Raw genomic sequence first — 23,039 nt, forward strand, 5'->3', positions numbered from 1 at the left:
TATTTGTGACATGAATCTGACCAGAAGCCAACAACTCATCGAGCGAGCACAGCAAGTCATCCCTGGTGGAGTCAACTCGCCTGTACGGGCTTTTAAGCATGTGGGGGGTATTCCTCCTTTCCTGGCTTCAGCGAAAGGTGCCTATCTGTATGATGTAGATGGCAACCGGTATATCGATTATGTCAATTCCTGGGGACCCATGATTTTAGGGCATGCCTATGAACCCGTGGTACAGGCTCTTCAGGAGCAGGTGCAGCATGCAACTTCTTTCGGGGCACCTACTGAGCTGGAAGTGCTGATGGCCGAACAAATCATCCGCATGGTGCCACGCATAGATCAGGTGCGGATGGTAAACTCCGGCACAGAAGCCTGCATGACGGCCATCCGGCTGGCAAGGGGCTATACCGGGAAAAACAAAATCATCAAGTTTGAAGGATGCTATCACGGACATGCCGATAGCTTTCTGGTGAGTGCCGGCAGTGGTGTGGCGACGCTGGATATTCAGCAGGTGCCCGGTGTGCCGGTCGCCGTCGCCCAGGATACACTGGTAGCTCCGTACAACAACTTGCAGGCCGTGGATGCTCTTTTAGAAGCCTATCCGGGCCAGATTGCCGCTATCATCGTGGAACCGGTAGCCGGCAATATGGGCTGTGTGCCCCCATTGCCCGGCTTTCTGGAGGGCTTGCAGCAACGCTGTAAAGAGCAAAGGATCCTTTTTATACTGGATGAAGTGATGACCGGCTTCCGCATTGCTCCGGGCGGAGCCCAGGAAAAATTCAAGCTGGATGCGGATCTGATTACGTTCGGTAAAATCATCGGAGGCGGACTGCCCGTAGGAGCTGTGGGCGGAAAAAAGGAAATCATGTCGCACCTGGCACCGGCAGGAGAAGTGTATCAGGCTGGTACCCTCAGCGGCAATCCACTGGCTATGATTGCCGGCTATACCCTGTTGCGTGAGCTCGACCTGAACCGACACATCTATGAAAGCCTGGAGCAGAAAACCCAAAAGCTGGCTGAAGGTCTGAACACCGTCTTTGGTAAAGCGGGTGTGGTGCACCAGGTTCCACATGTGGGTTCCATGCTCAGCGTGTTTTTCACGGAATATCCGGTACATGATTTTGCTGCAGCCAAAGCAGCAAGCAATGAGCTGTTCCGGCAGTTTTTCCATGCCATGTTAAACAGGGGCATTTACTTACCACCATCGCCATTTGAAAGCTGGTTTGTGTGTCATGCCCTCAGTGAAGACGATATTGCAGCTACGCTACAAGCAGCCGAAGATAGCATCCGGGAGATTGTACCTACCATTAAACTTTAGTACAACAGCGATGAAAAATACTATTTGATGCGAAACCTTATCTTTGCCTGTTGTTTCCTGCCTGCCGGCAGGCAGGTTTGCATCGGGGTGTAGCGTAGTCCGGTCCATCGCGCCAGGTTTGGGACCTGGAGGTCGCAGGTTCGAATCCTGCCGCCCCGACCAAAAGCGACTTTCGTCAGCGAGGCTAAGCGAGCAAACAACCCTTCCTCAAACTGACGAAAGTCGCTTTTAGTCGCAATTACTGAACAATGCTCGAACTTATTTTGAGCGACAATCTGCGCCCTGATGGGCGCAGAACCCGCCCAGCAGCGGCGCCCGTCTTGCGGCGAGCAAAACAGAAAATTTTTCCTTTCATTTTTTGGCGTGCTCTTTCCTTTTTTAATTTTTCCTTTAAGGTAGAAAAATTTTCTGCTTAGCCCTTCTACTAACGCAGAATGCGCCGCCGCTTCCCACCCTGACCGATCTTCGGCGTGGTATTGGCGAGTGAGCAAAAATTCATTCCCCCAAGACCCCCCATTTCTTTTTGCCTGCTCGCTTTCGGGCTTTGCCTGATTTTTTCGGCGGGATTTCATTATCTTAGTAGTCATCCTTGCCCCACCCGCCCATACGCGGGCTACGATAAAAAACTCCCAAATTTTAATTAACCTTTGATCAAAAATTTCATATACTTAATAATAGCAAGTGAGAATAGTATCTGTAAAGTTATCACACTAAAACTATATTACAATGTCAAAAGAAGTTTCAACCATAGCAAAGAATATAAAGAAATACCGAGAAAAAAGAGGTATATCACAAGATAAGCTGTCAAAACTTGCTAATATTACTTTACATACAATCACCAAGATTGAATCGGGGGTTACGCTCGACCCAAGAATTGGAACCGTTAAAAAAAATTGCCGACGCTCAGGGTGTCGGAATTGATGATTTATTTAAGTTATGAGATATGAATTTGCTACAGATACTTTGTTCATATTGGTATGAATGTATAAAAAAAGAAGATGTCCTAGAAAAAGATATTTCTATTAACGTACGCTCAAAAGCGATTTTGTATCCTTTTGACGACGACCCCTTTATATTCAGAAAGAAGGATGCTCCGGTTAAGATTGAAAACGAAAAATTAAATACCTATGCAACAACTAAAGCAGAAGGGTTAGAGTTTTTTTATGGGTATCCGCTTCTTTATTATCGTGACGATAAAACTGATAAACAATTAGTCGCGCCTTTGTTTATTATCAAAGTTAAATTCAATCGTGACGGTAGCGATTTGTTTTTATCTAAAGATGAACAATATCCAGTTTGCGGAATTCAGGCACTAACAAAATTAGGATTAAGGACAGAAGAAATCGCTAATATAAATCAATTCATAGAAAAATTATTTATTGGTAATCCTAAAGTGGATGAACAGCAACTTTGCAGTGAAGCACTCAAAATTATTGAGAAGGAGGCTGAGATTTCAATTATTGAGGAAATAAACCCTCTACGGTTATCAAACTCAAAAAAACTTACGAAAGAAATGCCGGCTGGCTTATATAATAAAAGTCTTGTTTTTGCGAGAGAGACAACTGTTTTTAATATTCACTTAATAAAAGACCTGCTTGACCTTAAAGGCAAAAATGATTTAGAGGATACTTCTCTTTCTTTCTTTGTTGGTTCTCGCACTGCTGATAAGGAGGAAGAAATAACACCAGTTCTTCCATTTCCCTCAAACGAATATCAGATATCCGCAATCCAAGACATTTTCAAACACTCGTTCAGCGTCATAACTGGTCCGCCGGGGACAGGAAAAAGTCAATTTATATCAAACCTGATTGTCAATCTTTTTCTGTCTGGCAAAACGGTTTTATTTGTCAGCCATACAGGAGAAGCCGTCGATGTCGTGAACACAAGAATAAATGAACAATTTCGAAATTTGATGTTGCGAACTGGGAAAAAGGAGCTTCGCCAAGATTTAAAAGGTAGATTTAACGAGATAATCGCAGATTCTTCAAAAAGAAATAATAAAAATATTTCTATAGATTATATCTATTCTCTTTGGAAAACGATTCTGGAATATAGAGAAAGTTTACTAAAAAAAGACGAAACTGAAAGAGATTTTCAACAGAAGTATTTTCATCAAAAGGAATTAAAAAATATTCTTCAAATTCAAGGTTCAATTGTTAAAAAACTAAGAATATACTTTCAGCTTTTTATTCTGAATTTTAAACTAAACTGGATAAAATCAAGGTTAGAAAAATTGCCTAGCAGGTTAAATTTCGAAACTAAAATAAGAGAACTGGAAAAGGAATATTATCTTTCTTGCCAAGATTTTATCAGAAATACTTACTTAGATAAAATGCTTGGTAGTGGAAAAAAGATTGGTTTGGTTAATACTTTTCTCAATCAGGTCAATAGTCATAGATTCAGCGACGAAGATATAAACGAAACTTCATTTATCAACGCTTTACGGGTTCTCAAAATCTGGTCATCTACCTTAAAATCACTTAGGGGAACTTTCCCTCTTAAAGCTAATATTTTCGACTACGTCATTTTTGACGAGGCTTCCCAAATTGATTTGCCGTCTGCAGCCCCCGCTTTATATAGGGCCAAAAAAGCTATTATTGTAGGCGACCCAATGCAATTAACTCATATTGCAGGTATTACAAAGGAAATTGATTATGGATTAGCAAAAATACATGGCTTAACGGAAATGAAAGATATTTACCCTGCAAAAACGAGATACTGTGATGTTTCTTTATATAAAGCTGCAGAAAATTATTTGCCTCATTCACCAATACTGTTAACTAACCATTACCGCTCTGAAGATCAAATTATTTCACTTTGTAACCAAGTATTTTATGAAGGTCGCTTAAAAATATTAAGCACGCTTAACTATAGCAAGTTTCCTTCTAGCTTACCATTAGGCGTACAGTGGGAAGATGTAAGAGGTGAAGTGTATAAGCACCCTTCAGGAAGTCGTATAAATCAACGAGAAGTAGACGAGGTTAATAGAATTTTTCAAAAAGTGATAAAGGAAATCTCCGGAACTGATTTGACAGTTGGCGTGGTTACGCCTTACTCAAGACAACGGCAAGCAATATATGAAAAAATATCATCTACAACACCAGTTGAGGTTTTCGAAAAACACGATGTAAAAATATTGACAGCACACCAATTTCAAGGTTCCGAGAAAGATATTGTTATTTTTTCATTAGTATTGACCTCTAAGGGAAACGGGAATAGCGACACATGGTATAACATTTACCCGCAGATATTAAATGTTGCACTTTCTCGGGCAAGGTATCTTTTATACATCATTGGCGATAAGTCTTTTTGCGAAGACAGGAAAGGTATTTTAGGAAAAATAAAAAGCGTTTACGAAAAAATTAAAGACGAGGAGAAATTAGAAGAGTATGACCTATATGCAAAATTTGATACCCCGACCGAGAAGATGTTTTTTGAACAATTACAAAAAATCAAGTTAGATAAATTGGGTTATAAATTGATACCGAAGTTAGTAGTGAAAAGATACACATTAGATTTTGCAATTGTTGGTAAGAAAAAAATAAATGTTGAGATAGATGGCACACAGCACGAAATAATTGAAGGTATGCCGGTTTTAGAAGATGTTGAGAGAGATGAATTTCTAAGGAAAGAGGGTTGGGAAATTTTACGATTTCCTAATTTCATGATATTATCTGAAATGCCAAAAGTTATTGATGAATTGTTGACTAAATTAAAATAGGCGGCGAAAAGCGAGGGCGGGGCGGGAATTCATTACCCCCCCACATCCTTTTCTTCCCTCCTCGTCCGAGCGTTCCGTTTTGGTTTCTGCCGCGCGAAGCGCGGCAAACAATCAGGATTTTTTTCAAAGAAAGTTCGAGCAGCGTTCAACAATTGCGACCACTTTCACCATTATCCCCAAAATAGATATGAAATAGCTCTCCGGGTGAAGTTCGGACCTGCCTACCGGCAGGCAGGTTGGCCCGATTCTTTAGCCCCGTTTATCAAATTCTCTTTTCATTTCCCTGAAAGATTATTTAATTTTCGACCCCCAACCAAAATCCTTGCTTATGAAACGTTCTCATCTTGCCCTTCTGTGTGCCGGCATGCTGCTGGCTTCTTGCGGTACACACCAGGAAAAACAAGCCCAAACTTTTTTGGACTTCACCGGCATGGACACAATCGTGGTGCCGGGTGATAACTTTTACCTGTATGCCAACGGCAACTGGCTGAAGCATACCGAAATTCCGCCCACCCAGAGCAGCTGGGGTACTTTTATCATCCTCCGGGAAAATGCCCTGAAAAACATGCGCCTGATCCTGGATTCCGTGGCGAATGACAAAAACCTGCCCGAAGGCAGCATTGCCAAAAAAGTAGGCGACCTGTATGCCAGTGGCATGGACTCGGCTACCGTAGAAAAACTGGGCATAACGCCCCTACAAGGCGATCTGCAAAAAATCGAACAACTGAAGTCCCCTACCGATGTCCTGTATTTTGCAGCAGCCGAACATCGCAAGGGCGATGATTTGCTATTCCGCTTCTATGCCTCGCCCGACGATAAAAACAGCAGCAAGATGCTGGCACAGTTCAACCAGGGCGGACTGGGACTGCCCACGCGCGATTATTATTTCCGAACCGACAGTGCTACTAAAGCCGTGCAACAGGCTTATCTGCAATATGTAACCCGCATCCTGACACTCAGCGGCGAAGATTCCGCAAAAGCACGCGAAGAAGCAGGCAAAATCATGCAGCTGGAAACCGCTCTGGCTAAGGTTTCTAAATCGCCCGTAGAACTGCGCGATCCCAACGCGAATTATCACAAACTCACACTGAAGCAGCTGACAGCCACGACCGGCATTGACTGGAACAGCTTTCTGCAGCAGTTGGGTGTCACCGGCCAGGATACGGCCTTGGTCGGACAGCCAGAATTTTACAAAGGCCTGGCCCAGCAACTCAAAGCCACGCCTCTGCCTGTATGGAAAGCTTATCTGCGCTTCCACCTGATCAACAACTACGCAGCTTATCTGAGCAAACCTTTTGTGGATGCCAGTTTCGACTATTACGGCCGTACCCTTCGGGGTCAGCGTGAACAACAGGAACGCTGGAAACGCATGTGTTCCATGGTGGATAATGAAATGGGCGATGGGCTGGGTCAATTGTATGTAGCCCGCTTCTTCCCGCCGGCAGCCAAACAACGCATGATGGAACTGGTGAACAACCTTCAGAAAACTTACGAAGAACGTATCCGCAACCTCGACTGGATGAGCGACAGCACCAAGCAGAAAGCTATTCAGAAACTGGAAGCCTTCACCAAAAAAATCGGTTATCCCGACAAGTGGAAAGACTATGCAACCGTGCATATCGTGCGCGATTCGCTGATTCGCAATATCCAGTCGTGCGACGAATATGAATACAACCGCATGATTGCCAAAATCGGCAAACCCGTTGATCGCTCCGAATGGTTTATGACAGCACCCACCGTGAATGCCTATTACAACCCCACTTTCAATGAAATTGTGTTCCCCGCCGGCATCCTGCAGCCGCCTTTCTTCTATCAGAACGGCGATGATGCGGTGAACTACGGCGCTATCGGCGCAGTCATCGGTCATGAAATGACCCATGGATTTGATGATGAAGGCCGTCAATATGATGCCGATGGCAACCTACGCAACTGGTGGACACCGCAGGATTCAGCCCGCTTCATGCAGAAAGCCCAGCTCGTGATTGAACAATACAACAACTCCGTGATTCTGGACAGCCTGCATGTGAATGGTAAACTCACCCTCGGTGAAAATATTGCCGACATCGGAGGGGTGGCCATTGCCTACGCTGCTTTCAAGAATACACCGGAAGGGAAAAGCAATCAGCTGATTGATGGATTGACACCCGATCAGCGCTTCTTTCTGTCTTATGCTCAGATCTGGCGCATGAAGAATACCGACAAATTAGCCCGGCTGCGCCTGCAGACCGATCCGCATTCGCCGGAAATGTACCGGGTCAACAATCCGCTTTCAGACCTCACCGCCTTTTATCAGGCTTACAACGTACAGCCCGGCCAGAAAATGTACCGCCCGGATAGCCTGCGGGTGCATATCTGGTAAAAGCTGCTACCCCGGCCTTTTTGAGACAGGGAACCGGCACTTTTCAGCCAGTTCCCTGTTTTTTTTCTGAAATGCCCGCAAAATCCCGGTCTTTTCTTTTTTTTGTATGAATATGAAAAGGGTTCTCCCCGCCGCGGCCGGAGCATGGATCATTTGCATGGGCTTGTGTTTACAGGCCTCTGTGCCGGTTCACGCCCAATGCACGGGAAGTCCAATCTTTCAGGAAACCTTTGGAGGAAATGCAGCCTCGCCCGAAGTGGGCCCACCTCTGCCTTCTTCTGTTACCACCTACCAGTATGTGGAACAGGGAGAGATTCAGGATGGCCAATACAGCATCAAGAAAACCACCGGCCCCATGTTCAACTGGTTTGCCAATGGGAAAGACCATACGGGCAATGGCTACATGATGATCGTAAATGCGAGTTATGATCCCGGCAAATTTTATGAAAAAGAAATTGATGGCCTCTGCCAGGGTAGTCGGTTTTATTTTTCCGCCTGGATTGCCAACTTGCTTCCCAAAAATCAATATTCCCAAACGCCTCTTGACCCGGCTGTTCGCTTCCTCATTCGCAGCGCAAAAACCGGCGATACCCTGGCCCAGTATGCCACAGGCACCATTCCCCGGTACGATGTGTTTACCTGGACTGAATATGGCATGCCTTTTACCCTGCCCGCCGGCGAAAGCAGCCTGATTCTGACTATCTTCAATGATAATCCCGGTGGAAACGGTAATGACCTCGCCCTGGATGATATTACCTTCACCCTTTGCGGTCCGGCAATCCATACTCAGGTGTTGGGCACCTATCAAAACAATGGCCAGTATGCCTGCATCCATGACCACATCACGCTGAATGCCACAGTAGAAGCGGGTTACTACAGACAGCCCGTTTATCAGTGGCAGTTTAGCCGCGATCAACAAAACTGGAATGATATAGCAGGCGCAACCGGTCTCACGTTAGATATTCCCGATGCTCAACCAACCGACTCCGGCTGGTATCGCCTCTTAGCCGCCGAGCAGGGAAATATCCAGTCGCCTAACTGCCGGGTAACTTCCGCGCCCATCCCAATTTTCATTGAGCATCCAGCTCCGCCCGTAATCCAGACCAATGCACCGGTATGCGAACAAGACACGCTTCGACTGGCCAGCATGTTCACGGGCACCTACCAGTGGCTGCTGCCCGATGGGAGCATCCGTACAGATTCTGCACTGATTTTCCCGAATGCTTCACTATCTGCATCCGGCAATTATGCACTGCATCTGGTAACCCGCGGTGGCTGTGTGGTAGATGACAACAAGTGGATTCAGGTGCAAGCCAACACGCTCCACGTGGATCTGGGAAAGGACACCTTGCTTTGCAATGCCGATAGCCTGCTGCTGAATGCTTTTAACCCCGGCGCAACCTATCAATGGAACACCGGCGAACAGACGGCTTCAATATGGGTGAAACAGGCCGGCCTGTATGCCGTGCAGGTAAGCCAGGGCGCCTGCCAACAAAGCGACAGCATCCGGATTGATCATTTGAACCAACCTTCTGTATTTCTCGGCCCCGATACCACGGCCTGCCTGGGCGATACTTTTTCCCTGAACGCCTATTCACCCCTGGCCACTACCTATCGCTGGCAGGATGGAAGCGACAGCGTCCGGCGCACCCTTTATCAGAGCGGTGAGTATATCGTCGAGGAAAGTAATGCATGTGGAACGGTGCGCGACACCGTCCAGGTAAATTTTATTTCCTGTGCACCCGAACTGCTGGTGCCAAATGCCTTCACGCCCAATGGCGACGGCATCAACGACCGCTTCCGGCCCAAGCAGACGTTTGCGCTGCGATCGTTTTCGATGACCATTTACGATCGCTGGGGCAATGAAATCTTTCATACTTCCGATCCCCAAACCGGCTGGGATGGCACTGCACATGGCCGGCTTTGCGACATGGGCGCGTATGTGTGGTATATCGTGTATCAAAAACAAAACGGCAAAATCTTCCAGGCAAAAGGCACCGTGTTGCTCATCCGATGAAACAAGAAAAGACTATATCATTTTAACCCGGCTACCACCTTGCGGAAATATTTCACACTCTCCTGAATGTCATGTACATTATGCCCCCAGTCATATTCATATTCAGCCGAAATGACGCCTTTGAAATGCTGGCGATATAATTCATGAATCACGGCTGAAATATCGTTTACACCCTGTCCCCAGGGCACATCGTGTGCATCCGCACTTTTTTCGTTCAGGTCCTTGAAATGCAGTTCAATGATATGCCCCTGCAGCTTGCGCAAGCAATCCACCGGATTCAGTCCCGACCGGGTCCAGTGGCCAATATCAGCACAGGCACCCACCCGAGGACTCAGCCCTTTGATGGCATCCAGCACGATATCCGGGCTCCAGTAAGGAGCCCCGCTCTGCCGGGGATGGTTGTGAATGGCTACTTGGATATGATATTCATCACACAGTTTCGATACCAGCGGCAAATCTTCCTTTTTTGGCTCCGAAACAATATTCATCAGCCCCATGGCTTTAGCAAAATCAAACATCTGCCGCCATTCCTTTTCTCCCTGTGGCACCACCACCCCGTAGGAAACCAGCGTAACGCCTTTTTCTTTCAGCTTTTGCAAAATCTGCCGACGCGTTTCGGGCGACATATGATAATCCATAGTGCCTTCTATGCCGCCACCAATGGGCTGATTGGGGAAGGCTTCAATATAATGCAAACCACAGGCTAAAGTACTGTCAACCGCCTGAAAAAAACTAAACTGGTGAAACGACCAGGCCTGCGTACCCAGCTTCCATCCTAACTTTTCCGGGGTGAGCTGAGCTTTCACCCATGTGGAGATACATAGCCCGGCCAGGAGAACCAACCATTTTTTCATTGACGTTAATTTTGGGTTAAAATAAAAACATCCTTCCCTGCAAAAACCCGATGGAGGTCTAAAACTACAGGCTTTCCCGAAAACATACAAGACATTGTTTTCACGCAAACGTGTGATTTCCCGGTTTTCATGTAACTTAGATATTTATTGAACCATTCAGGGAACTGTTTGTAAATTCATCATGTATGCGTCAGATTTGGTTCACGAAATATGATCCGCATGAAAATGAAAAATCGCCTTTTGAACGGCTGAAAGATATTTTCATGCAATTGCTCACCTACACCAGCGGCGATGTGGCCGAGGCGCTGAGCTGGCTCACCGAGCTGGATAAGCAATTTGGCCTGACCAATGAGGAATATGGTATTGGCGATTTTATCGAAGAGATGAAACAAAAAGGATATCTGGATGATGAGAATCCACAGGGGCGGATTGTGATTACTGCGAAAAGCGAACAGGAAATCAGAAAAAATGCACTTGAAGAAATCTTCGGCAAGCTGAAGAAATCGGCCATCGGCAACCACGATACGTTTATTTCAGGTATGGGCGATGAAATCAATGCCGATACCCGCCCCTATCAATTCGGCGATACCATCGAACAGATTGATTTCACCACTTCCATCCGCAATGCCCAGATCAACCACGGGCTCGAGAGCTTTCGCTTGCAAACCGATGATCTGGAAGTACGGGAAACGGATTACAAAACCCAAACCTCCACCGTGTTGATGATCGATATTTCCCACTCGATGATCCTGTACGGTGAAGATCGTATCACGCCTGCAAAGAAAGTGGCTATGGCGTTGAGTGAGCTCATCATCACCAAATACCCGAAAGATACGCTCGATATCATCGTGTTTGGCAATGATGCCTGGCGCATTGAAATCAAGGATATTCCCTATCTGCAAGTGGGTCCCTATCATACCAACACGGTGGCAGGCCTGGAACTGGCCATGGAAATTCTTCGCCGCAGGAAAAATCCAAACAAACAAATCTTTATGCTCACCGATGGAAAACCCACCTGCCTGAAAATCGGAAACCGATATTACAAAAACAGTTTCGGACTGGATAAGAAAATTGTGATACGCACATTAAATTTGGCTGCACAATGCCGCAAACTCAAAATTCCCATTACCACCTTTATGCTGGCCAGCGATCCCTGGCTGCAGGCTTTTGTCAAGGAATTTACCGAAACCAACCAGGGCAAAGCCTTTTTCTCTGGCATTGATAAACTGGGCCAGCTCGTATTTTACGATTATGAACGCAACAAAAGAAAATATTTTCACTGAGCCATCCATCATCCGTTTTCATTATCGGAATGTTGCAAAGATGGTGTACGACTGCTCATGGTATGCGGATTATTTCAGAAAATCAGAAAACAGAGGATATGCGCATGGATGCTTTTCCCAAAACCTTAGGTGAACTAAAAGAATCAGGTTATCAATCCAGATCGGTAAAAGATGAAATTCGAGCCAATCTCATCTGCAAGCTGAAGAAAAAAGAAAATCCATTCCCCGGCATCATTGGATACGAAGATACCGTGATACCGGATACAGAGCGGGCTTTGCTTTCCCGGCATAACATTTTGTTTCTTGGGTTGCGCGGGCAGGCCAAAACGCGCATGGCCCGGCAAATGGTCGATTTGCTGGATGAATACATGCCCATTGTGGCCGGCTCCGAAATCAACGACGATCCCTTTCATCCGCTCTCCCATTATGCCCGCACGCTGGTCCAGGAAAAAGGCGACGACACACCCATTGAGTGGGTCCATCGCAGCGAACGGTATGGCGAAAAACTGGCTACACCCGATGTATCGGTGGCCGACCTGATTGGCGATATTGACCCCATCAAGGCGGCCAATCTGCGATTGAGCTTTGCCGATGAGCGAGCTATTCACTTCGGTATCATCCCACGCTCCAACCGCGGCATTTTTGTGATCAATGAATTGCCCGACCTGCAGGCCCGTATTCAGGTGGCATTGTTCAATATCCTGCAGGAAGGGGATATTCAGATCCGGGGATTCAAGCTGCGCCTACCACTCGATATTTTGTTCGTATTTACCGCCAATCCGGAAGATTATACCAATCGCGGTAGCATCGTTACGCCATTGAAAGATCGCATCGAAAGCCAGATCATTACCCATTATCCCAGAACCATTGAAGTGGCCATGCAGATTACTGAACAGGAAGCACAAGTATTGCCCGAACAGGCCACTATGGTAGAAGTACCTGATCTGATCAAACGTCTTATTGAACAGGTGGCTTTTGAAGCGCGCAGCAGTGAATATGTGGATCAGAAAAGCGGCGTATCGGCCCGGCTAACCATATCGGCTTATGAAAACCTGATCAGCACAGCCGAACGGCGTTGCATCCTGAACAACGAAAAAAATACACAGGCACGTGTAACGGATTTGCTGGGTATTATTCCTTCCATTACCGGAAAAATTGAACTGGTGTATGAAGGTGAACAGGAAGGCCCTGTACAGGTGGCTTATCATCTGTTAGATAAGGCCATCCGCAGTCAGTTCGTGCAATATTTCCCCAATCCGGAAACTTTTAAAAAGAAAAAACAACCCAACGAAGAAAACCCCTACAAGATCATCACGCAATGGTTTGATAAAGGCAATCGTGTGCAACTGAATCCGGATGCAACCGACAAGATGTGGGAACAACAACTGAACGCAGTGCATGGTCTTCGGGATGTTGCTAAAAAATATTATCCCCGTGCGCAGGGCCGGGAAGTGCTGCTGCTGATGGAATTTCTGCTGTATGGACTGGCCGCTTATTCACTGATCAGTAAAAAGCAGGTGGAGACTACCATTCAATTTAGCGACCTGCTGGGAAATATCATGAACTTCAACCTGGACAACGATCAGGATGAAGACGAGGAAGAGGAAGATAAGGATGAAGATTATTAAACACCATGCATGAAATCATTTCTTCAGGAATTATTCGTTTATACGCATGATTGCCATCAGCAGTTGATAGGGGCTTTTCATACATACGCAGACCGGGTTTCACCACGCGCTGTGGAAATCTGGAATCATATCCTGAATGCGCATCATGTTTGGAATCACAGAATCATGGGAGAAAAGCCCATGTTTCAAATCTGGGAACTCCATGATCCGCAAGCATATGCAGCCATTGAGAATGAGAATTTTCAGCTGACCCTCCAGATCCTCGAAGCGCGCAATTTGCATGAGGTCATTGCTTATCAGACTACAAAAGGAGATGCATTTGAGAATACCGTACAGGATATTTTGTTTCATGTCATCAATCATGCCACCTATCATCGTGGGCAAATCGCGATGGAATTTAGGAGAAGCGGAATTGAGCCACTGGTGAGCGACTATATTTTGTACAAGCGGAGATAAAAATCAGATAGCGAGAATAACCGCACTCAGAAGGCATGATCCGGCTGAAAAGAAATACCACTCCACGCCTTTTTAGCCGTCCAGTCGGCCGCCGGTTCTGTCCAGAACGGATCATCGGGCGGCAGGCCCAGCGGGAGAAAGCCGTTGGTGCACAGATACAGGCTGCCGGTGGAAATATAGCTGTTGGCTGCCTCCGGTTGATGACCACAAAAGCCAATCTGCAGCCAGCCCTTAGCATCAAAAGTACCCTGGGCTTCAAACTGGCGTCTCATCACAGCGGTGAGGGCACTGCGCACCTGAGCAGGCGTAAGGCTTTCAGGCAACAGGTGTTGAAGAGCCGCATCTGCCAGCACCTGAAGGGCACCTATGCGATAGACAATCGATCTTCCAATCGGTGGATAAGTGCCCTCGGGTGAGATCAGCCGCTCCTGCTCCTCCGCGTAGCGTTGCATGCGTTTTACCACCTGCTGATATTGGCTTTCACTTACCAGGCCAGCCTGTAACAACACACGATAGATTTGAAACAAAAACGGATGAATCACATAGGCGTTGTAATAATCGAAATGCAGCTGAGGGCCGTCGCCATACCAGCCATCGCCGAGATACCATTTTTCAAATGCATGCACACCCTCCCACAATCGTTGTTCATCGGGCTTTTCACCGGCCTGCATCAGAAATACTTCGTTCAGGGAAGCAAACAAGAGCCAGTTGGATTGCGGCGGACGAATCGCGCGCTGGAAAATCATGGCTTCAATCAATCGTTTTTTGGTAACCCCATCCAGTGGCTCCCAGAGCGCATGCCAGGCTCTTAGAAATCCCAGACACAAAAATGCACCATCCACCAGAGGCTGTCCACCCCGATTAAAGTTTAAATAGTCAGGTGAAGCCGGATCGACAATGTGGGTGAGACCTTCAAGGGCATAGGCTTTCAGGGTATCGCGCCATTGGGCTTCTTCGCCCCGCAATCCATCCACAGCCAGCCAGGGTGCAATGCCCGAAAGGGTGCGCCCCACGGCTTCAAGATGTGAATAGCGAGCACGATCCTGCTGATTATGAAAGATAGGATTGACTTCCACCGGCATGGAGGCTTTCAGTTGACCTTGACTGAGATGATACAACACCGGATAGGCGATGCGGTACAGCAATTGCGCCCAATACATGCGATCGGCTGAAATGACCTGCCATCCCGCCTGAGACGATGGGGGCACCCGAAGATCGGGCCACACAGCCGAAAGCCCGGCAATCGATACCGAATGAAGAAACGAACGCCTGTTCATCCTGGTTAACGTTTGGATTCAAGTCTGGTTATCAGAAACACAACTTGTCCTTGCATTTGTTTTCCCTGCTGGATAAAACGAACGCGGTACAGATGGTCGCCCCAGATGTGATACATGCGTCCATTGCGCGTGATTTTTCCGGAAGGCAATTGCACTGCATCTCCATCCTGAATCCGGATGGTATCCACAACGGGTCGAAACTCACGACTGCTCGTCTCTAACACAAAGCTTTGTTTATGCACGGTGTCTTGCAAATATACCCTGCCGTCGGAAGCGACTACAGGCCGAAGGGGCGTAAGAAAATTTTCTATCATGGGTGCCTTCCAGTACCGCAAGCGGTAAGCATCGGTTAATTTGACGCACTGATTCCGGATCAAGGCAACTGTTCGCCTCCACCGGTCAATTCCCGCCGAATCAGGATAAGCATGTGCAATATCCATACTTAAGCGGGCCTGCTGGGCGTCTGCAAAATAATGTACATCGGTTACCCGAAATTGTTTTCCGGCTTGCTGCATTACGCCATTGATTTCCGGGAGATTGTGATAAGACGATTGATTATTCCAGATTTGATATCGTTGTGAGCTGAAGGTAGCAGCCGTATAGGTTTGCGCGCCGGCATCCACCAGTACAGGATGTCCATCGACATACACAATAAAATTACCCACGTCATTGTGATTATGGCTTTTACCATTATTGCCGGCCTGTGCTGCCAGATAAAAACTATGCACAGATCCTGAATCTGAACGAGCCACCATGATCTGCAAATCAGGAAGCCACACATCCCGGAATAAGGGTTCCCGCGGTGGAATAGAGCTTAACTCGGGTAAGATGGTCAGGGCGAATAAAGCCCGGTTCAGTACACCAAAACGGTAGGGCAACAACGTTTCTCCAAAATGTTCTTTGCCGGCCAGATAAGCCCCAAACTGCATCAGCAGGCTGTCGCCCGTATATTTACCAAAGCGATACACCAATGCAGGATCCGGATGATACTTCGCATCGGCATCTCCATAGTTTACGAAATAGGGATAAGAGATATACATCTTGCAAATGTATCGGCCCATGTTGTGCAAAAAAGGTTGATGCCATGCATGTAATTTCCCGTTCGACGCACTGCTTAATAACTCCAGGTAGTCTAACAATGCCCCTGCTGCCCGATCCCAGTATTCAGGCCCTTCATCGCTTCCCCCATCAGCCGGATAGGGCATTACAAAATTGTCGATACTCTGCATGGTTTTATAAATCACCCGCATCCGCAATGAATCGGGAGCCAGCAAAAGTGCAGCTGCCAGTACGTTGGAGTTGATCCACGGATTCCAGTTGTTAACCCGTTCGGTTGTTTGCGGATGTGCTCGCCATCGAAAACCTAAATAGCCCCAATCGTCATGTTGCATGTAGGGAATAAAAATCCTGCGTACGGTTTCATATTGGATGCGTTGGGCAATGAGCGGACTCACCGCATCCAGCTCGGGTTTTAACAGGTAATATGTCCATGCCAATTCCTGAGCGGTTTCCGCGGCAAACAAGTCAATCACCGGATGTGCCACGTCAGGCAACTCATGTGGATTACCCTGCAAATACATATGTGCCGGCACTCCCCAGAACGATTCTTCACAAATGGCCCAGATGCCGTTGACGATATCGTTTATGAAACGCTTCTTTCGTTCGAATAATTCGGCTAATACCAGCGTAGCCAATTGTTCACGACGGTGAAATGATATGGCTTCATAATGCGAACGATTCCCATTTTCACTGAATTCCAGAAACAACGAAGCGGGCAAAGAATCCCACGATGCAGGTAAGAACTTTTCGGCTGCATGTATGTAGGCCTGCCGGATAGCAACCGGAATACGGTACAAGCCTGCAGTATCGGCTACATTGGGATAGGGATGCCAATGAGCTGTTGATTGAATCGCATGTTGTACATCTGAAAGGGAATATGATTGCTCAAGTGGCTGCCAGCCGTTTTGGGCTCTTGCACCATTTTGCATGAACAGGCATAATATCCAATAACCCATTAAGACTATTCTACCTACTCGCATTTAGTTAACACGTGAACATGAAACAAAAAACAGAAAAGTTGTTGTTTGTGCTTGATAAAATCCCGATATCGAGCAATGAAAATAGATTTGATCGATCCCCAATCATACCTGAGGAAAAGCAATGCCGTGATGATAGGTGGGTGTGATCCATGCATTAGCTTGCTGTTCCTGAAATTGACCGGATTGGCGATCCCAATGCAATACCTCACCACACAGCCAGGCAATATTTCCCATGTGGCATATCTCTGCCACCTGTGTTCCAGCTGTAACGGGAGCATGCGCCCAATCAGGTCGGTGGGCCATGGCAGCTTCCACAAAATTGTAGGTGTGTTTATCTAATCCATTATCCACTGCTTTTTGTCGATCTACAGGTTCTGTTTTGTATTGATTATTTGCTTTTTCCGGAATCACTTCCCATCCTCCACGATCAAGTACCAACGTACCATTTTCACCAATATAGGCAATGCCATGACTGCGCTCGAAGGGGCCTAAACCCAGGCCCCGTGCATGTTCCCACTGAACAGCAAAATCATCAAAATCAAATACAGCCGTCAGGGTGTCTGGCCATTCTTCTGCATCGTGGGGAAATCCATATTTGCCACCCATAGCTGTGATGCGTTTAGGATAAGCAGCTTGCATGGCCAGCAAGGCATAATCAATCAAATGCACACCCCAGTCAGTCATCAGTCCCCCCGCATAATCATAAAACCAGCGAAAGTTGTAATGAAAACGATTGGGGTTAAAAGGCCGCTCAGGTGCGGGTCCCAACCATTTTTCATAATGCACGCCCGCAGGAGTGGCTGCATCGGGTTGTACAGGCACCGGCGATCCACCATAATTCCAGGCTTTAACCAATCTGATTTTGCCTAACTTACCCGATTGTACATAGTTCACAGCATCCTGGAAATGCTGCATGCTGCGCTGCCATTGGCCTACCTGTACTACTTGCCCATATCGTTGTTGAGCAGCCACCATTACCCTGCATTCAGCTATTGTACGCCCAATGGGTTTTTCACAATATACGTGCTTGCCGGCAGAGCAGGCATCAACCATGATTTTACAATGCCAGTGATCAGGAGTACCAATGATGACTGCGTCAATATCTTTGCGATCGAGTACCCGTTCATAATCCACATAGGTATCGGCAGCTAAATGGGCCTTTTGCAGTTCGGATTTGCGACGATTCAACACATTTTCATCTACATCGCACAACGCTACCACCTGTACATTCGGATGTTTAAGCATGGATTGCAAATCGGCCCAGCCCATGCCATTGATGCCTATGGCAGCAACACGAAACTGATCGGACGGATTGATTTTTCTTTTCTTTTCAGCCAGCAAATCAAGTGGTAAAACACTTCCCAGATAAGCACCTGCAATGATTTGTGCACCCGATTTCACAAACGAACGTCTGGAATAAATTTTATGCATAACAATGATTTGTTGATCAGAATATTATTTCAATACCTGAATCTTGATGCTTCTGAAAGATACTTCATTGCCATGATCCTGCAAAAGAATGTGTCCTTCAGGCCATAATCCGAAATTTTGCCAGTTTTTATATTTGCTCATATACACCAATTGTTTAAAAGCATCATCACCTCGATGATATTCCAGCATCAAATATCCATTTAGCCAATGTTGCACACGCCCATCCGGATACACCACAATGCGCCCCCAGTTCCATTCACCCACGGGTTTAAACGCTGCCGGAATGTTTCTTCTGGGAATCAGATCATATAATGATGATAATGTGCGATTACCATTTACACCCAATTTAGCATCGGGATGGCGCTCATCATCCAGCAATTGATATTCCAGTCCAATGCCCGATTTACCGTGGGTATCATAAAATTCCTTCACAAAATATTTTACGCCGCTGTTGGCACCTGGAGTGAGCTTAAATTGAAACTGCAAATCAAACGCACCATACTCTTGATCAGTGATAATATCACCTCCACCGCCCTCCTCCTGTCCGTTGGATGGCAAAACGGTTAATACGCCATTTTGTATTTTCCAACCATGATCGGGAAAATGTTGCAGATTAATGCCGCGCCATCCTTGTGTGGTTTTCCCATCCCAGAGCAGCTTTACACCATTTTGTATTTCTTGTGGTGATAAATTGTTTGGAATCAGATTCACAACAAAAATATGATCATAAGGTCGTGGATGCAAATTACGTGTTTGAATGTAAATATTCTTGAAATATACTTTTTCTCCGGCATGTTTTTCATCAACTGCATGTACCTGCAAACCAATAAATCCCTTATGCGTCATATCATCTACCAGATTGGCCGTGGGAATATTGTTTACCCATACGCGGATGTTGTTGCCGATGCACTCAATATGATAATGATTCCATTGTCCATTTTTAAAAGCTTTTTTGCCATCGGGATTTAAATCCAATGGATACAACCATCCTCTTCTGCCTTCATCATAAATACCGCCGCTCCACACTCTGGGCGAGGGATCTACTTCTGCCTGATAGCCATGTACGCGACCATTCTGGTATTCTGGATTGCTTTCACTTCTTATTTGAATACCTGAATTCAATCCCGTATCTACTTTTACATCTATATCCAGAATAAAATCATCATAGAGCTGATCGGTAACCAAAAATGAATTGGCCGAATGAGGCACGGCTGTACCTACAATCATACCGTTAATTACCTCGTATTTAGCCTGTCCGCCAAGCTGGTGCCAGCCCGCTAAGTTTTTTCCATTGAACAAAGCAATGCGGCTGCCGGTGGATGAACCAGACTGGGCCATGCCATATTGCACAGTTAAGAGCCAAAAAAGGATACATGTTATCTTTCTCATATCTCATCAGATTTTGGATGTGAAATTTTTTGCATGATTAAACCCTGGGTTCCCAACCAGGTTGATAGGATCTTGACCATAAGGCCATAGCTTCTGCATGGTTTTGAATGCGGCCCTGCCGGGAAGGATCACAAATTAAAGTGGATTGGGTGCGTTGGGCAATATTTCCGAGATGACAAAGCAATACGCTGATATGTGCGTCTTCAATAGGTGCATGCAAAGGCACACCCTCGCGAATGGCATCGATGAAATTCTGAAAATGCACGGCATCCAGTGCTTCTCCGGGCCCCATCGGATTAATCACATCTGTATTTGCTTGCTCCAATTTGGGAGTGCTTTCGCGAATCAGCTTATTGTTTTTATCGTAAATGCGATAATGATCTCCTCCATTATTCACCAACGTGCCTGCTTCTCCATAAATTCTGAAACCTCTTCCTCCACCTTCTATTTCATAAGGATTGCAACTTCGGCCCGTCCATGTAATGGCTTTGCCTTCCGGAAATTCATAACTCACAGTTTGCGTATCCGTACATTGCCAGTCGTCATGATAAGCATATCGCCCCCCTGCCGAAGTAACTTTTGTGGGATAATTCACCTGCAACATCCAGCGCATGCAATCAATTTCATGGGTGCCGTTGTTGCAAATTTCACCTGTACCCCAGTTCCAGAACCAGTGCCAGTTATAGGGAACGACGTTATCCCGATAATCTTCACGCGGTGCCGGGCCCTGCCACAATTCCCAGTCGAGCGTTGTGGGAACAGCAGCCTTTTTGCCGAAGCCAATGGAAGTGCGGTTGTTGGCATACCAACCTTCACCAAAATACACTTTTCCAATTATGCCTTCGTGAATGAGCTGAACGGCTTCTGTGATATTGGGCCAGGATCGGCGCTGATTGCCCATTTGCACAAGGCGATTATATTTTCTCGCAGCCTGCGCCATCAGTTCTCCTTCAGCAGGGTTATGTCCGCATGGTTTTTCCACATACACATGCTTGCCGGCCTGACAGGCCAGTATGGTGGCCAGCGCATGCCAGTGATCGGGTGTAGCAATGGTCACGGCATCCAGTTCTTTATCATCGAGAATGCTGCGAAAATCTTTGATGGCCTGCGGTCGTTTACCTGTTCGTTTTTCGGCAAGGTTCACCCCTTTTGCTAAAGCATGTTCTTCTACATCGCAGATATAGGCAATTTCTACATCCGGGATATGCGATAAGGCACTGATATGGGCGAGCCCTCGTCCATTTGTACCGATAACGGCTATTCTGATTTTTCTTGAAGGAAAAGACTTTAACCCGATGAAATGGGGAAGCGAAACTGCCGCCACTGACATCATGCTTTGCTGAATAAATGTTCTCCGATGCATAAAGAAAGGTTTACGTTGAAAATAAAAATAATACAATCCAGCAAGGTTATTTTAAAAATCTACGGAAACGTTTCCGTAAATTAGATTATAGGTTCAAAATCAGATATTTATAAAAAATGCCGTGAAGAATCACGGCATTTGATTAATACTCCTAAGAATAGTAATTAAAAATTACCCATAAACCAATCACTAGAGTTTCAATCGATTAATATCCATTAGGTTTCAAAAGGGGATTTGTATTCAGCGCTCGCGAAGGAATGGGAAATACTGATTTATCCTGCCCATCTGGATCTTTATCCCACCAGGATAATCCAAACCTATGCCATCTTATTAGGTCTGTACGTCGATGTCGTTCTCCTATAAATTCCCTGCCAAGTGCATCGACAAATTCATCATCAGTAAGCATATCAGGGTGAAGTACATAACTATGGTTTGGCCAGCTGCTATCAGGGAAGTTCCGTTTGCAAACAGCATCTAAAAGAGCTGCCGCTCCCAGCTTATCACCAGCCCGATATTTACATTCTGCCAATGCAAAATATATTTCGGCTAATCGAATTTCTGGAGCTGAATTGTACATAAATAAATTTTCAGACATGGGCAACCAAGGAAATTTAATTAACCTTACTCCCGAGTTTTCTTCACCGGTGGCTACATGTGATCCTTCATTCCATCTCCCATTTGGTTTCTCGGAAAATCTGCCAACTTGATCAACATAAATTAAAGGCTTTCCATTGTATTCTTCAGTACCTAATACTGGTTTTGTGGAATCAAATCCATAACCTTTCGAATAATCGAAATAATACTGTGGACCAATCAAAAAGAATCCTTCATATTGCACTCCTTTTCCCGTAGTATGAAATGGTTGTTTTCTATAATCATCATCAGAAAACTTTTCATAGGGGGTACCTAGATGAGAACTAAATTGATAAATATTTCCGTTGAGATCAAGTGAAGGTTGTAAATGAATGCCGTTCCACGCTCCATAATTATTGTCCAGTGAATATCTTGCTTGATAATGCATCATAGAATTATACATCCAACCAAATTCATAGATGTTTTTTGCATGGGGAAATTCAAATATGTTTTCAGGAGAACGATAACCATTGATTCCAGACCTGAAAGGTCCACGGTAATCCGGATCAATCTGATAAGAACCATATTTGCCATTAATAATATCCTGTGCAACCTGTGCACATTCATTATACTTAGGTTGTCCAGTCCATGTTTCAGCATTTAAGTATAACCTTACCAGTAAAGCCGCTGCTCCTCCTTGGTCCCATCTACCTACCGATGCATTCTTAGGCAAATCAGGGATAGATTCTTTTAATTCTTTCTCAATAAAATCTGAAAGCTCCTGCGCTGTAGAAGCAGGTTTTAATTCACCGGGCTGAGTGATGATAGGAACTTTTCTGAAATAATCAAGTAAAAACAAATAGAACCAAGCTCTTAATACACGTATCTCAGCAATGTTGCGTTTTTTATCTTGATCTGTTAGTCCAAATTTTGTGTAATCTAACTTATTAATATCTTGTAACAAAATATTGCACTGTGCTATTCCTTCATACGGACCAGCCCATCCACCATATATGTGGCTATCATCTGGCGTCCACTGATGATAATGAAGACGCATCCAGTCACCACCATCATAACCGTGTTTCCCCTTCTGAGTCCAAACAAATTGATCGGATGTCAACTCCGAAATAAGCCATCTGTCTCCATCCCAACCACACCACTGGGCATGCTCATAAGGTCTTAAAATAGCCGCAATAAGACTTTTTTTGTCTTGATAATAATTGGAAGATGCTAAAACATCAAATGGTTGCTCATCGAGCTTGGTACAGGAGGAGAAAGTTTGTGTAAGGATACAAACAATTATAAAAAAAATTACCTTTTTCATAGTCTAAATG

Annotated in this window: 15 protein-coding genes and 1 tRNA gene; 9 read left to right on the plus strand and 7 right to left on the minus strand. The window is 45.7% G+C overall.

What is annotated here, in order from left to right:
- Positions 1-10 precede the first annotated feature (10 nt).
- The 6 genes from hemL to BM367_RS00285 all read left to right on the plus strand — a co-directional run bounded on the left by hemL (position 11) and on the right by BM367_RS00285 (position 9,412).
- A complete protein-coding gene (gene hemL, locus BM367_RS00260; protein WP_092456075.1) occupies positions 11-1,315 on the plus strand; it encodes a glutamate-1-semialdehyde 2,1-aminomutase in 1,305 nt (434 codons plus the stop codon).
- A gap of 83 nt (positions 1,316-1,398) precedes the next feature.
- A tRNA-Pro gene (locus BM367_RS00265) sits at positions 1,399-1,477 on the plus strand.
- Between the two features lie 564 nt (positions 1,478-2,041).
- Positions 2,042-2,236 (plus strand): helix-turn-helix domain-containing protein, encoded by a 195-nt coding sequence (locus BM367_RS12295; protein ID WP_092456078.1) that lies wholly within the window; start codon positions 2,042-2,044, stop codon positions 2,234-2,236.
- A gap of 22 nt (positions 2,237-2,258) precedes the next feature.
- Entirely contained in the window at positions 2,259-5,036 is a 2,778-nt protein-coding gene (locus BM367_RS00275) for an AAA domain-containing protein (protein WP_092456081.1), read from the plus strand.
- Positions 5,037-5,364: 328 nt separating this feature from the next.
- Positions 5,365-7,395, plus strand: coding sequence for a M13 family metallopeptidase (locus BM367_RS00280; protein ID WP_092456084.1), 2,031 nt, complete (start codon positions 5,365-5,367; stop codon positions 7,393-7,395).
- 112 nt (positions 7,396-7,507) lie between these two features.
- Positions 7,508-9,412, plus strand: coding sequence for a T9SS type B sorting domain-containing protein (locus BM367_RS00285; protein ID WP_177224043.1), 1,905 nt, complete (start codon positions 7,508-7,510; stop codon positions 9,410-9,412).
- A gap of 17 nt (positions 9,413-9,429) precedes the next feature.
- Here the strand turns inward: BM367_RS00285 and BM367_RS00290 are convergent, their stop codons facing one another.
- Complete coding sequence (locus tag BM367_RS00290; protein ID WP_092456091.1) at positions 9,430-10,266, minus strand: sugar phosphate isomerase/epimerase family protein; 837 nt, start codon at positions 10,264-10,266, stop codon at positions 9,430-9,432.
- 185 nt (positions 10,267-10,451) lie between these two features.
- Here BM367_RS00290 and BM367_RS00295 point away from each other — a divergent pair, with 185 nt between their 5' ends.
- From BM367_RS00295 to BM367_RS00305, 3 genes are all read left to right on the plus strand, one after another.
- On the plus strand, positions 10,452-11,549 hold the full coding sequence (locus tag BM367_RS00295) for a vWA domain-containing protein (protein ID WP_092456094.1): 1,098 nt from the start codon (positions 10,452-10,454) through the stop codon (positions 11,547-11,549).
- Between the two features lie 98 nt (positions 11,550-11,647).
- A complete protein-coding gene (locus tag BM367_RS00300) occupies positions 11,648-13,177 on the plus strand; it encodes a magnesium chelatase ATPase subunit I (protein WP_092460833.1) in 1,530 nt (509 codons plus the stop codon).
- Positions 13,178-13,186: 9 nt separating this feature from the next.
- Positions 13,187-13,633 carry a DinB family protein gene (locus BM367_RS00305; RefSeq protein WP_092456097.1) on the plus strand — a complete coding sequence of 149 codons (447 nt, stop codon included), beginning with the start codon at positions 13,187-13,189 and terminating at the stop codon, positions 13,631-13,633.
- Positions 13,634-13,659: 26 nt separating this feature from the next.
- On the opposite strand, the gene BM367_RS00310 is transcribed toward BM367_RS00305, so the two are convergent.
- The 6 genes from BM367_RS00310 to BM367_RS00335 all read right to left on the minus strand — a co-directional run bounded on the left by BM367_RS00310 (position 13,660) and on the right by BM367_RS00335 (position 23,029).
- Positions 13,660-14,910 carry a DUF2264 domain-containing protein gene (locus BM367_RS00310; protein ID WP_092456100.1) on the minus strand — a complete coding sequence of 417 codons (1,251 nt, stop codon included), beginning with the start codon at positions 14,908-14,910 and terminating at the stop codon, positions 13,660-13,662.
- Positions 14,911-14,915: 5 nt separating this feature from the next.
- On the minus strand, positions 14,916-16,898 hold the full coding sequence (locus tag BM367_RS00315; protein ID WP_177224044.1) for a heparinase II/III domain-containing protein: 1,983 nt from the start codon (positions 16,896-16,898) through the stop codon (positions 14,916-14,918).
- A 153-nt stretch (positions 16,899-17,051) separates the two neighbouring features.
- Positions 17,052-18,380, minus strand: coding sequence for a Gfo/Idh/MocA family protein (locus BM367_RS00320; protein ID WP_092456106.1), 1,329 nt, complete (start codon positions 18,378-18,380; stop codon positions 17,052-17,054).
- 24 nt (positions 18,381-18,404) lie between these two features.
- Positions 18,405-19,769, minus strand: a complete 1,365-nt coding sequence (locus BM367_RS00325) for a 3-keto-disaccharide hydrolase (protein ID WP_092456110.1) — start codon at positions 19,767-19,769, stop codon at positions 18,405-18,407.
- Positions 19,770-19,806: 37 nt separating this feature from the next.
- Positions 19,807-21,132 (minus strand): Gfo/Idh/MocA family protein, encoded by a 1,326-nt coding sequence (locus tag BM367_RS00330; protein WP_092456113.1) that lies wholly within the window; start codon positions 21,130-21,132, stop codon positions 19,807-19,809.
- 205 nt (positions 21,133-21,337) lie between these two features.
- Positions 21,338-23,029 (minus strand): RagB/SusD family nutrient uptake outer membrane protein, encoded by a 1,692-nt coding sequence (locus BM367_RS00335; protein ID WP_092456116.1) that lies wholly within the window; start codon positions 23,027-23,029, stop codon positions 21,338-21,340.
- Between the last annotated feature and the right edge of the window lie 10 nt (positions 23,030-23,039).

Origin of the sequence: Thermoflavifilum thermophilum, assembly GCF_900116565.1 — a bacterium.
GTDB lineage: Bacteria > Bacteroidota > Bacteroidia > Chitinophagales > Chitinophagaceae > Thermoflavifilum > Thermoflavifilum thermophilum.